Here is a 12578-nt window from a genome sequence, read left to right on the forward strand (position 1 = left end):
CACTGAATAACCATCTTATATTTTTGATATTCAATAAAAAATGAAACTTTTTAAGAGCATACCTAACCCGAAAGAAATTCGTCAGAAACTGGGATTGAATCAGCATGAGTTCTGGAGCAAGGTTGGTGTCACCCAGAGTGGTGGTTCGCGCTATGAAAGCGGACGGGAAATGCCGAAAGCAGTGAGAGAGTTATTGAGGCTGGTCCATATCGAACATATCGATCTGACTAAAATAAAACGGGATGATCTGATCGTTGCGGCAATGCTGAAGGCTCAGTATCCCGATTTGTATAAAAATCTCAAGAAATCAGCCAAACAATTGAAATGAATCTGATATTTTCAAACAACTGCTGTTGTTAAAAGGCAGTTCTTACAGGTATCCCAAGTGCCCGGATTTTGTCGGCGAAGGTTTTTATCCAGTCCGGATCGGCTTTCGATAGGTCGGGTGCTTCGGGTTGTAAAGCCGGGCGTGCCAGGGTGTACAGTAACACTCCCCGAATTTGGGTTCCTTCCTGCAAAAGAGTGCGAATAAAGCCGATATAGGCATCGGTTTCATGGGTATCCGGGTGTACACCTTTCAGTTTGAATACGCAGGTCTGCAGCCATGTCGGGCAAAGTGATGCAGCTGTTTGCAGATTGTCGCGCATACGTTGCAGACTTGCCCGGGTGTTGTTGATGCGCAGGCGGCCGGTTTGCGTAACGCTGTCCAGCTTGAACCAGACTTCACCATTGAGCCCTGCCATCAGATGCAACCCCTTTTGTACATACATGCGGTTGATCAGACTTCCATTGGTGATGAGCACCAGTTTGAGTTCTTCCGGTAGAGGGAAATCAGCTTTTACTCTGCCGATGATTTCGATGATCTGCTCAAATTCCCGTGCGCTGGTCGGTTCACCATTTCCAGATAAGGCGATGTCTTTGATGACTCTGGTTTCAGGTGGGACTTTCTCCTGCATGAAGTTTCCATAAACCAGTTCGTGCAGAAAATCACGCAGCTCCTGCTCCAGTCTGACCAGATCGATGACTGGCGCAGTGCCGCGTTTGAGATCGGGTACCTGGCAGTAAATGCAGCGCCAGTTGCATGCGTTGTTGGGGTTGAGATTGATGCCGATGGATACGCCACCTGCACGGCGGGAAACGACCGGATAAACGTAGGTCAGTCCGGCGCTGTCACGGCTGTGATCATCCTGGCTCAATCGTCCGGCAGAAGGTGACAATGCTATAATTTCCGGGATGTTGATTACACGAAAATTCGAATTCGATGCGGGTCATCGTATATCCACGCATCTGAGCCAATGCCGCAATCTGCACGGGCACCGTTATGTACTGGAAGTTACGATTGCAGGGGGTATTATCGCTGATGCCGGGGTGCCGGAGCAAGGCATGGTCATGGATTTCTCCGATGTCAAACGCGTTATCAGAGAAGCTTTGGTGGATCGGTGGGATCATGCCTTTCTGGTTTATGCTGGTGATACTCGCGTGCTGGAATTTCTGCAATCGCTGGAAAATCATAAAACGGTTGTTTTGGAAGTGCAGCCCACGGCGGAGAATCTCGCCCTGATTGCTTTCGATATATTGCACCACACATTCCGGAACAGATACGCTGGCAGGCTGGAGCTGGAACATGTGCGTCTGTTCGAAACCCCCAACTGCTGGGCGGATGTGGATAAAGCTGTTTTCAAATCTGCAACAGTCGGCAGGATCGCGGAATCATAGACAGAAGCGTTTATATTTTCCTGATACTATTTTTAATTATAAAACCAGATAGCGTTAGTTTTTAAATCCTATGTTTGTCGATTCTCATTGTCACCTTGATTTTCCTGATCTCGCCAGCAGCCTGGATGAGTTGCTGGTGAACATGCAAACCAGCCAGGTCACTCATGCGTTATGCGTTGGCGTCAATCTGGAAAATTTTCCGCGTGTGCTCGCTCTGGCTGAATCACACTCGAATCTCTTTGCTTCGGTGGGTGTGCATCCCGATTATGAAGATACAGCAGAGCCAGAGGTGGAGCAGCTGCTGAAGCTGGCGGATCATGCAAAGGTCGTTGCGCTGGGGGAAACCGGTCTGGATTATTTCCGGCTGAAGGGCGATCTCGAATGGCAGCGTGAGCGATTCCGGCGACATATCCGTGCTGCCAGGCAGTGCGGTAAACCCCTGATCATTCATACCCGTGCTGCTGCAGAAGATACACTGCGCATCATGGAAGAAGAGGGAGCAGCCAGCGTCGGGGGCGTCATGCATTGCTTTACCGAGTCCTGGGAAATCGCCAGACGTGCGCTTGATTTGAATTTTTACATTTCGTTTTCCGGGATCGTGACGTTCAAGAATGCGGCAATCATCAAAGAGGTGGCGAAAAAAGTACCCGCTGACAGGATGCTGATCGAAACGGATTCACCCTATCTTGCCCCTGTTCCTCACCGGGGTGAAACCAATCAGCCGGCGTTCGTCCGGCATGTTGCCGAGGAAATTGCCCATTTGCGTGAAACGACGCTTGTCGAAATTGCTGCGGTAACGACAAACAACTTCTTCAACTTATTCAAGGTGGTTTGAGATGAACAGATCCCTGTGGACACAATGGAGTATTGCATCAGTCATCGTTCTGTTTTGTGCCTTTTGTCTCTATTCACCTGCCCATGCCGGGGTTGATGAGGACTTGGTTCGAGCGGTCGAAGACAATAAGACTCACCGTGTCAGGGATTTGCTGACGAAAGGAGCCAGCCCGGATGCGCGCGATCTGCAAAGTGAAACGGCCCTGATGCTGGCGGCCAGAAATAAAAATCCGGAAATGGGTGGATTGCTGCTGGAGGCTGGTGCAAATCCGGATCTTCGCAACAAATATGGTGAGACGGCTACCATGCTGGCGTGCTATTACGGGCAGTTGGATCTGGTCAAGCGGCTATACGCAAAAGGTGCCAAAATCGACCATGATGGATGGAATCCGCTGATCTACGCCGCCAGTAAAGGTTATAAGGAAATCGTTGAGTTTCTGCTGAATTACGGAGTGAGGATCGATGCTGCGACTGATAACGGTACGACGGCACTGATGATGGCTGTTCGTGGCAATCATTACGATACCGTCGAGCTGTTGCTGAAACAGGGTGCGAATGCGCTGGTCCGAAATGAAGCTGATGGTACAGCCTTGGGCTGGGCCAGGAAACAGGGCCATACCAGCATCGTACAGTTGCTGACGCGTAACGGTACAGCGGATTGAACGTTTACTGAGGTCGGGTGGCTTGTGGTCGCAAATCAGTATCGCAGCACTGTTCCGGCGGGAGTATCAGGTGATCGCATAGGGGAGAGATAGTATCGCCAATTGCGGGCCATCCGGTGTTTTCCAGTGGATGGAGCCAGCTTCCACGCTGCTGATCTGGATCACAGCCAGAACATTAACTCCCCCGGCAGGTGCAGGTGCAGCGTTGGCAATCATTCCGCATGCCTGATCGCCGGTATCTGTACCAAACAAGCTATCGCCTGCTGCGATATCCTGGCATGAATCTGCATCCAGGTGAGCCAGGTACATACGGCGCTTTACTTTGCCGAGATATTCGGTGCGAGCGACGATCTCCTGGCCCGGGTAGCATCCTTTCTTGAAACTGACTCCGCCAATGATATCCAGATTGACCATTTGCGGGATGAACTGCTCCTGAGTGGCATTGAAGATGGTGGGGATTCCTTCACGGATTTCCAGCCAGTCCCAGATTGCCGCACCTGCACAATGTGCCTGTTTGTTCAGCTGTTCCCACAATGAAGGTGCCTGGATCGAAGTTGTCATGATTTCAAACCGGTTTTCACTGTGACAAATGATCTGCCCGTCCGGAATGGAGGTTACAGCCAATGGCGCAGGTGAAATGGTCGTATCTGGCAGCATGTTTTGCAACGATAGCAGCGCATTCTTACCAGCAATACCAATACGAATGAGATCATCGGTGTTGTCCTGAATCGATACTTTTGCCCGTAACACAAACATTTTCAGGCGCTTGGTAATCGTTTCCACTCGCTCTGCCGGGAGCTGCATCAGATAACTGTTATCGGAATCCTGCCATAACAGGAAACTGCCCAGCAAACGGCCTTTGGGCGTGCAATAGCCGCCGTGACTGGCTTGTGTGGAATCAACCGAGCGGACATCACAACTCAACTGCCCCTGCAGAAAATTTTGTACATCCTCACCAGAAAGACGGATCAGGCCAAGGTGAGAGAGATCGATCAATACCGGGCCTGATGCTGCTTGTGCCAGTTCGGCAGCAGGTTGTCCAAAGTGCAGCACCCGATTTTGTTCGATATGGGCATTACGGTGAGTCAGAAATGTAAACCAGTCGGGATTCATGGATAAGCGGAAAAAGCATTACATTGGGTGATCCGGTAACCAGTCGATGAATGAACTTTCAATCCAGTTGCAACCTTCCAGCCGACTGGCCGTGCTGTTGAGTCTCGCGCATTGTACGGCAGCCGGCGTATTCTGGCCATTGGCACTGCCTGTGGTAGTGAAGCTTATCATTACCCTGTTGTTGGCAGGCAGCCTCTATTATTACTTGCGGCGCTATGCATGGCTCACATCACCACGATCCATCGTCGCACTGCATTTGACGGGCAGAAACAGCTGCAGAATGAAAGCTCATGCAGATGAATACATTGATACCGTTGTCGATACCAGTACTTTTGTTGCCCCTTATATGACCGTACTCTGCCTGCGGAAGGAACGAACAAAGCACTATTATACGGTGGTTATCCTGCCGGACAGCATCGATGCAAACAGCTTCAGACGACTGCGTGTCTGGCTGCGCTGGAAATGGCAGGATAGCTCTTCTGATGGAAGAAAACGGGGATGATTGAGCTATGGCAAATAAAGCTGCCAATCTGTAATCTGCCGGCTGAGCTTATTTTCTGAATGCTGTTCAAAACAGTGATTTGGGCAGAAGTTCCTTAGTATAATCCTGAGAGTCCCGGCCATCTGTCAGGCAGGATTCGTAACCTGCTGAAAATAAATCATTATCTCATTGTTTTTCATGTACATATTTGGCGAGTGCGCAGCGAGCCGGGCAGTATACTCAACACGGTTTTCAGGATGATCCGGTGATGAAATTCGATATTGTAGTGATTGGAGGTGGGCTGGCAGGAGCCAGTCTGCTGGCTGCTCTCAAAGGTAGCGGGCTCAGACTGGCGCTGATCGAATCACGGCCGCCTGCGCCATTGCCCGATGATGATAGCTGGGATGCACGGGTGTATGCGATCAGCCCGGGCAGTGTGGAGTTCTTGCAATCCTCTGGTATCTGGCAACGAATGAATGCAGCGCGTATTACGCCCGTCCATGAAATGCGGGTGCATGGAGACGATAATGCGGCCAGAATCGATTTCAGCGCTTATGAAAGTGGTGTGCCGGAACTGGCCTGTATCATCGAGAATCGGCAGTTGCAGCATGCAGTTTGGGAAGAATTGGCTAGTGCGGAAAATGTACAGATTTTTTGTCCCGCACAGTGTGACTCACTTGCCTGGCAAGATTCTCATGTCGAACTGACTTTGGCAGATGGCACGGTTTTGCAGACAGCTTTGCTGATCGGTGCAGATGGTATCAATTCCCGGGTGCGTGAGCAGGCAGGAATCGGGGTTGACCGTCACAGTTATTATCAGACGGGTGTCGTTGCCAATTTCGAGACGGAGCGGGCGCATCATCACATTGCGTATCAGTGGTTTCGCCGTGATGGCATTCTCGCACTTCTGCCATTGTCGGGGAAACGGGTTTCCATGGTCTGGTCGGCGAATACGGCACTTGCAGATGAACTGCTCAATCTGTCCGCCGAGGCGTTATGCGACCGGGTTGCCCGGGCAGCGGAGTATGAGCTGGGGAGCATGCGGCTCGTTACCGCGCCACTCGGGTTTCCGTTGAACTTCGTACATGCCAGATCACTCATTAAACCAAGACTGGCTTTGATCGGTGATGCGGCGCATGGCATTCATCCGCTTGCCGGCCAGGGAGTGAATCTCGGATTGCGCGATGTTCGTGAACTGGCTCGCCTGCAGCGGCAGTTTGGCGGAATAGGGGACTGTGGTGAATTTTCTTTGCTGCGTTGTTATGAGCGCAATCGCAAGGAGGATATTCTCGCCATGGGATGGGTGACGGACGGACTGCAGAAACTATTTGGCAGTGAGGATGCAGCAATCATGCGCATCAGGAATGTGGGGCTCGGGATTACCAACCGTCTGCCACTTCTGAAAAACAGGTTGATGCGCCACGCGCTGAGCTGATGAATCTTTTTATGGATATTGGATTTTATACTGGAGAAATGGTATGCATTTGTTTTTACGTTCATTGATTCTGCCGGGCCTGTTTTTTGCCGGAATCGTCCTGGCAGATAGTGCTGATCTGAAAGAGACCATTCAGGCCCATTTTCCGGAAAGCAAAATTGAGAGCGTGACCCAGACCCCTTATCTGGGGTTGTATGAGGTTGTGATCGACGGAGAAGTGTTTTATACAGATAAGAAGGCAGATTATTTCTTTATGGGGCATGTGGTCGATGCCAAACGACGGGTTAGTCTGACCAGCGAGCGTATGCAGCAGATCCGCGATGCGCGGCGGATCGCAATCGATACCCTGCCGCTGGAGCATGCGATGAAAACAGTCAAGGGAAACGGAAAACGCATGCTGATCGTATATTCCGATCCGAACTGCCCTTACTGTAAAAGGCTGGAAAAAGAGCTGGTCAATGTGACGGATGTCACCATCCATACCCTGCTTTATCCCATTCTCAACGGTTCCATGACAACGGCTGAAGCAATCTGGTGTTCTGAAGATCGGGTCAAGGCATGGGATGATTTCATGCTGCGATCAGTTGCTCCGGCCGGCAAGGGCTGTCAAACACCCTTGCAAAAATTGCTGGAATCAGGTCGAGAAAACAGGGTTACAGGAACACCTACCCTGATTTTTGCTGATGGTTCGGTGGTACCCGGGTTTATTCCGCAGCAGGAAATCGAAAAACAGCTGGATCAGGCGGCAAGTAAATAACCTGGTATCCGACCCGCTTACTGTTTTCTGCCGTTATTCCCGGTATTGTTTGGGGAGCAAAACCCACATCTGAGCCTGCTGTTTCATCTTCCCGGCCTGAACCTGGGCTTCCGGGCTGTGCCCCCAGAAAAAATCGGCACGTACTCCGCCTTTGATGGCGCTACCGGTGTCCTGGGCGATCATCAGCCGATTGAGCGGCTGTGCTGTATTGGGCCAGGTGGTGGAAAGGTAAACCGGTGCGCCCAGCGGGACGCTTTCCGGATCGATGGCCAGGCTTCTGCCGGCAGTCAAAGGTACTCCCAGCGCGCCAACCGGCCCAGTGAGATCAGGCGGCAGTTCACGAAAGAAAATGTAACGTGCATTCTGCTGGAGCAAAGGTTTCAGTTTGGCAGGATTTTGCCGACCCCATTGCTTGATGGCTTGCATGGATACCTTCCAGGCAGGCAGCTCGCCCCGATCGATCAATATTTTTCCGATGGAGCGGTAGGGGTATCCATTATGATCAGCAAAGCCGATTTTTACAGTTTTGCCATCTTCCAGCACGACACGGCCGGACCCCTGTATCTGGAGAAAGAACAGTTCCACTTCATCTTCAGCCCATAACAGCTCCTTTCCTTTCAGCAGGTTGCGGTTGTTCTCGATTTCGGCACGGGTGTAGTAGGGGATGATTTTTCGTCCCTGCAGGCGACCGCGTAACGAGGTCTGACCCGCTCCGGATTGTGTGTCTTTCAGTTCGATCGTCAGCAGATCGTCCGGGGCGGAATAAATCGGGTAACGGAAACGGTTGGAGTATTTGCGGCTGCCTTTGAGCAGTGGCTCGTAATAGCCTGTTGCTAACCCGGTAGTAGTGCCGTCCGGGTTGGTCACCTGATAGGGGGCAAAGTGGTTTTCAACAAAGTTCCTGATGGCTCGTTCACTGGTAGGCCGGAGGGTAGTGGCTTGTGCGCATACTTCCTGCCAGGATGGGCGCCGTTCGAGCGATTTGCAGCTTTGTATGAAAGTATTCCATGCCGGAATCAGGTTTTCGTGCTGCCAACCCGGCAGCATCGACCAGCTGGCAGCCTTGAGTGACTTCTTTTCTACTTTGTTTCCCATATCCCGAGCAGGTTGTGCCGGTTGTGGATCAGTGGGAATGGCAGCTACCTTTGCCGGGGGGGTAGCAGGCCGAGTGGTAATGCTCGTTTCAGTTTTGCAGCTTGTCAGGCCGAATGAAATCGAGACCAGCAGGGCGGTAAATTGGGTTTTCAGCAGATATCGGTTAAAGTAGCTGCTTTGTAAAAACATTTTATCCGGAAAGAATATGTGGGTTTTGGCACTCGAAGGAGCATTGGCGCTGGGATTGTTTATTTTTCTCATCTGGTGGACGCTTCCCCGTAAAAAAAGCAAGAAGTTGGATGATAAGGATGAAAACCGGTAGGTCGTACTTTCTGTATCGTTTGAGAACGGTAGGCCATTTTTGTTCATGATTTCTGTGTCTGATACATGCCGGTATACAGTCATACCGGATTCTCCACTTCGATGAAATGATGTGCAATACTGAATTTCTGCGAGAGATGCTCACCCAGCGCCTGTATCCCGTAACGCTCGGTGGCGTGATGTCCTGCTGAAATAAAGGCCGTGCCGGATTCTCTGGCGGTATGTACATTCTGCTCGGAAATCTCACCAGTGATGAATATATCCACGCCCAGTCTGATCGCTTCCTCGAAATAGCTTTGTGCTGCTCCGGTACACCAGGCGACACGCCGGACGGGTTTGAGTGGATCGCCAATGATCAGCGGTTTACGGCCGAGCACCGAGTTTAGCAGGTTGCTTAGCTCATCGAGGCTGACTGATTCCGGAAAATGCCCGTAAGCGGCGATATTCTGTTCGCCGAAGCGACCTGCCTCCACTATTCCAAGTTTTTTTCCAAGCTGTGTATTGTTGCCCAGTTCAGTATGCGCATCCAGCGGCAAATGGTAGGCATAAAGGTTGATGTCATGTTTGATCAATGTGGCGATACGATGACGCTTCATGCCGCGCAGACAGGCATCTTCCCCTCGCCAGAAGTAACCGTGGTGCACGATGATTGCATCTGCACGCAAACCCACTGCCGCCTGTATCAAGGCTTGTGAGGCGGTTACGCCACTGACGAGCGTTTGTATCGAAGCACGCCCTTCCAACTGCAAACCATTGGGACAATAGTCACGAAACTGCTGAATGCCGAGCAAGTCATTCAGATAATTCTCCAGCATATTTTGATGCATAATACCTTTTCTGTTTATTTGGGATGCAGGATTTTCCATGCAAAGACTCTGGCTGATTTTTACACAAACTGTAACTGTCCTCCTTGCCGTTTTTTTCGTTGTTTCGACTTTGCGTCCCGAGTTGCTGCCGTGGACTCCACGCGGGAAGCTCGCGACTATCCGTGAAGCAACCAGGGCAAATGTCGAACAAGCGCTGAGTGCTGGCGGATTCCATACAGCGGCGGAAGTGGCAATGCCTTCCGTGGTGAATATTTTTACCAGCAAGGAAGTCAGAGCGCCTTCCCATCCATTCATGGATGACCCTTTCTTCCAACGGTTCTTTGGTGACCGTTTTGGCCCGAGAACCGAGCGCAGCCTCGGATCAGGAGTTATCGTCAGTCCTGAAGGCTATATTCTCACGAACCATCATGTGGTGGAAGCGGCCAGCGAGATTCAGGTCGCACTGATGGATGGAAGAAACGCTGAGGCGCGCATCATCGGATCAGATCCTGAAAGCGATCTGGCTGTGCTGAAAATTGATTTGGGTGAACTGCCCAGTATTACTTTCGGTGAATCCGAAAAGGCCAGAGTGGGAGATATCGTACTGGCAATCGGTAATCCATTCGGAGTGGGGCAAACGATGACCATGGGGATTATCGGTGCGCTGGGGCGCTCTCAGGTGGGCATCAATACATTCGAGAACTTTATTCAGACCGATGCGGCAATCAATCCCGGTAATTCGGGAGGAGCGCTGACTGATACTTCCGGCAATCTGATCGGGATCAATACAGCGATTTATTCACGTTCCGGCGGTTCGCTCGGGATCGGATTCGCCATTCCGGTAGATGCTGCCAAACAGATCATGCAGCAGATCATCGAAACGGGGGGTGTGGTACGCGGCTGGCTGGGGGTGAGCATGCAGGATCTTACTCCGGAGCTGGCTGAATCGTTCGGCTTGAAGAAAGCAGGAGGTGCACTGATTGCCGGTGTGCTCAAAAACGGGCCGGCCGATGATGCCGGGATCAAACCCGGGGATGTTCTGGTGGCGGTAAATGGCAAACCCATCTTTAACTCGTCTGAAATGCTGAATATGGTGGCATCACTTGCGCCTGGCAAATCAGCTACCCTCACCATCCTGCGCCATGGAGGCCAGCAGGATATCCAGGTACGTATCGGTAAACGTCCCAGCTGATTTATAGATGGATATCTGGTTTGCCGTGACAAGGCTGCCTGTCACGGTGGTGCGGTGGATTGATGTCAATTTGCTAGCTTTGGGCAGGGAGATGCGGTTCTCTTATCTGCCACCCCTGATGGTTTATCTGGCAGCCGGTATTTCCAGCCTGACCGGGATCGTTGGTACTTTTTACGTCAAGGAAAGGCTGGGGTTGTCAGCAGAATTTCTGGCAGCACTCGGTTTCTGGATGGCATTGCCCTGGGCGCTGAAAATGCCGCTGGGTCATCTGGTGGATCTGATGTGGCGCTGGAAGAGTCTGCTGGTCTATCTGGGAGCAGGATTGATCGCGACCAGTCTGCTCATCATGATCGGGTTACTCGGGCATGATGAGGCCATGCGTGAATTTGCGCCGCTGGCGCAATGGTATGTACTGGCGTCCCTGCTGGCACCTCTCGGTTATGTGCTGCAGGATGTGGTGGCCGACGCCATGACCGTGGAAGCCGTACCACGAGTTGAGCCGGATGGTCGGCTGATCGGTCTGGAAGAACGTAAGCAGATGCATATCACGATGCAGACGCTGGGTCGTGTTGCCATTATTGGTGGCGGCGTCTTGGTTGCAGTCGCAAATGTCGTTCTCATGAAAGACGTTGCTTCCTTCTCGGATGCGGACAAGACTGCAGCCTATCTGACTGTTTATCAGCTTGCGCTCGTGATTCCATTTGTATCCGTCTGTGGAATCTGGCTGGCAGGGTGGCTGAAATGGCGTGAGCTGAAACGGCATGCTGCCCGGGGGCTGGATCGCAATGAAATCGATATTCTGCTGGGGGTGCATAACGATGCGCCTCCTGTCAACTGGTGGATACTCGGTGGTGGGCTGGCTTTTACCGTTGTTTCCCTGGGAGTCGGGCTCGTGCAGGTTTCCTATGCCGAGGAAATCATATTCTGCCTGTCGATGGCGATTGTGCTGTTTCTGATCCGGCAGCTGACTGCCGAGCTGGAAAACGATGCGCGTAACGTTCTGGTAGGAACTGCTTTGCTGGTATTTGTGTTCCGTGCCATGCCCGCATCAGGTGCAGGTTCGACCTGGTGGATGATCGATGAGCTGGGTTTCGATCAGCAGTTTATGGCGACACTTTCCTTGATCGGTTCAGTATTGACGCTTGCAGGTATGTTTATCTTCAGGCGTTTCATGGCTGAACGATCGATGGCTTATGTCATTGGTACACTGACTATTGCCGGTACCGTTTTGTCACTGCCGGTTATTTCCATGTATTTCGGTTTACACGAATGGACTTCGGCGCATACGGGTGGAGTCGTCGATGCCCGCTTTATCGCGGTGATCGATACTGCTCTCGAATCGCCACTGGGGCAGATATCGATGATTCCGATGCTGGCCTGGATTGCCAATTCTGCACCTGAAAAACTCAAGGCGACTTTTTTTGCCGTCATGGCATCTTTTACCAATCTGGCTTTATCTGCTTCACAGTTGACAACCAAATATATCAATCAGGTGTTTACGGTCACTCGTGAGGTCAAAGATACGAAAACCGGTGAAATACTGGTTTCTGCTGATTACAGTGAGTTGGGTACTTTGCTGATTACCGTGTCGGTTTTAGGCTTCGTACTGCCCATGCTGGTTGTGATAATGATCAGGTACACCCGTTTGCGCAGTGCCTGAGATGAATGATAGATGGGTACCAATTATTGATTCAGGCATTTCTTGCAGGAGGTGTTGATGTATCAGAAAATTCTGGTTCCGGTTGATGGCAGCATTACTTCCAATTCTGCTTTGCAGGAGGCAGTCAAACTGGCGAAGCGGTTAGGTGCTTGTCTTGAACTCGTATATGTTTACGAGGATGCAATCTATCTGGTCGATGAGAACTACTTCAATTACGAGGAACTGCAAAAAACGATCCACAGCAGCAGCGAGAAAATACTTGCCGAAGCTGCCGCAGTGGTCAGCGCATCCGGTATTCCAGTCGAAACCAGATTGGTTCAATCGAACAATGAGCGGATCGCCAGTCTTCTGGTGAAAGAAGCGGAACGCTGGCAGGCAGAACTGATTGTAATCGGTACACACGGCCATTCGGGCTTCAGCCGGTTGCTGCTTGGTAGTGTGGCTGAGGGAGTGGTACGGATGGCATCGATTCCCGTGTTATTGATTCGCGGCGCCAGGGATTGAGG

Annotated in this window: 14 protein-coding genes; 10 read left to right on the top strand and 4 right to left on the bottom strand. The window is 51.4% G+C overall.

What is annotated here, in order from left to right:
* Positions 1-40 precede the first annotated feature (40 nt).
* Complete coding sequence (locus HRU73_RS02715) at positions 41-328, top strand: helix-turn-helix domain-containing protein (RefSeq protein ID WP_011112087.1); 288 nt, start codon at positions 41-43, stop codon at positions 326-328.
* Between the two features lie 28 nt (positions 329-356).
* Here the strand turns inward: HRU73_RS02715 and HRU73_RS02720 are convergent, their stop codons facing one another.
* Positions 357-1217 (bottom strand): radical SAM protein, encoded by an 861-nt coding sequence (locus tag HRU73_RS02720; RefSeq protein WP_041356775.1) that lies wholly within the window; start codon positions 1215-1217, stop codon positions 357-359.
* Positions 1218-1233: 16 nt separating this feature from the next.
* Here HRU73_RS02720 and queD point away from each other — a divergent pair, with 16 nt between their 5' ends.
* The 3 genes from queD to HRU73_RS02735 all read left to right on the top strand — a co-directional run bounded on the left by queD (position 1234) and on the right by HRU73_RS02735 (position 3212).
* Entirely contained in the window at positions 1234-1716 is a 483-nt protein-coding gene (gene queD, locus HRU73_RS02725; protein ID WP_276678723.1) for a 6-carboxytetrahydropterin synthase QueD, read from the top strand.
* Positions 1717-1786: 70 nt separating this feature from the next.
* The gene (locus HRU73_RS02730; protein ID WP_276678721.1) at positions 1787-2551 is read left to right on the top strand and encodes a TatD family hydrolase; all 765 of its coding nucleotides are present in this window, start codon (positions 1787-1789) and stop codon (positions 2549-2551) included.
* Position 2552: 1 nt separating this feature from the next.
* On the top strand, positions 2553-3212 hold the full coding sequence (locus tag HRU73_RS02735) for an ankyrin repeat domain-containing protein (RefSeq protein ID WP_287399363.1): 660 nt from the start codon (positions 2553-2555) through the stop codon (positions 3210-3212).
* 66 nt (positions 3213-3278) lie between these two features.
* Here the strand turns inward: HRU73_RS02735 and ygfZ are convergent, their stop codons facing one another.
* Positions 3279-4325: a CAF17-like 4Fe-4S cluster assembly/insertion protein YgfZ gene (ygfZ, locus tag HRU73_RS02740; RefSeq protein WP_287399364.1), complete on the bottom strand. Its 1047-nt coding sequence runs from the start codon at positions 4323-4325 to the stop codon at positions 3279-3281.
* A gap of 46 nt (positions 4326-4371) precedes the next feature.
* On the opposite strand from ygfZ, the gene HRU73_RS02745 reads away from it, so the two are divergent.
* From HRU73_RS02745 to HRU73_RS02755, 3 genes are all read left to right on the top strand, one after another.
* Positions 4372-4827, top strand: coding sequence for a protein YgfX (locus HRU73_RS02745; RefSeq protein WP_287399365.1), 456 nt, complete (start codon positions 4372-4374; stop codon positions 4825-4827).
* Between the two features lie 247 nt (positions 4828-5074).
* A complete protein-coding gene (locus tag HRU73_RS02750; RefSeq protein ID WP_287399366.1) occupies positions 5075-6241 on the top strand; it encodes a UbiH/UbiF family hydroxylase in 1167 nt (388 codons plus the stop codon).
* A 43-nt stretch (positions 6242-6284) separates the two neighbouring features.
* The gene (locus HRU73_RS02755) at positions 6285-6998 is read left to right on the top strand and encodes a DsbC family protein (RefSeq protein WP_287399367.1); all 714 of its coding nucleotides are present in this window, start codon (positions 6285-6287) and stop codon (positions 6996-6998) included.
* A gap of 33 nt (positions 6999-7031) precedes the next feature.
* On the opposite strand, the gene mltA is transcribed toward HRU73_RS02755, so the two are convergent.
* A complete protein-coding gene (gene mltA, locus HRU73_RS02760) occupies positions 7032-8282 on the bottom strand; it encodes a murein transglycosylase A (RefSeq protein WP_347887965.1) in 1251 nt (416 codons plus the stop codon).
* 212 nt (positions 8283-8494) lie between these two features.
* A complete protein-coding gene (locus tag HRU73_RS02765) occupies positions 8495-9241 on the bottom strand; it encodes a Nif3-like dinuclear metal center hexameric protein (protein ID WP_287399369.1) in 747 nt (248 codons plus the stop codon).
* A 37-nt stretch (positions 9242-9278) separates the two neighbouring features.
* Between HRU73_RS02765 and HRU73_RS02770 the strand changes: the two genes are divergently transcribed.
* The 3 genes from HRU73_RS02770 to HRU73_RS02780 are packed head-to-tail and all read left to right on the top strand — an operon-like array spanning position 9279 to position 12576.
* Positions 9279-10412: a Do family serine endopeptidase gene (locus HRU73_RS02770; RefSeq protein WP_011112076.1), complete on the top strand. Its 1134-nt coding sequence runs from the start codon at positions 9279-9281 to the stop codon at positions 10410-10412.
* A gap of 7 nt (positions 10413-10419) precedes the next feature.
* Positions 10420-12072: an MFS transporter gene (locus HRU73_RS02775; RefSeq protein WP_287399370.1), complete on the top strand. Its 1653-nt coding sequence runs from the start codon at positions 10420-10422 to the stop codon at positions 12070-12072.
* Positions 12073-12129: 57 nt separating this feature from the next.
* Positions 12130-12576 carry a universal stress protein gene (locus tag HRU73_RS02780; protein WP_276679342.1) on the top strand — a complete coding sequence of 149 codons (447 nt, stop codon included), beginning with the start codon at positions 12130-12132 and terminating at the stop codon, positions 12574-12576.
* Positions 12577-12578: the final 2 nt, after the last annotated feature.

The sequence above is a fragment of the Nitrosomonas sp. H1_AOB3 genome, from assembly GCF_015709435.1.
Lineage (GTDB): Bacteria > Pseudomonadota > Gammaproteobacteria > Burkholderiales > Nitrosomonadaceae > Nitrosomonas > Nitrosomonas europaea.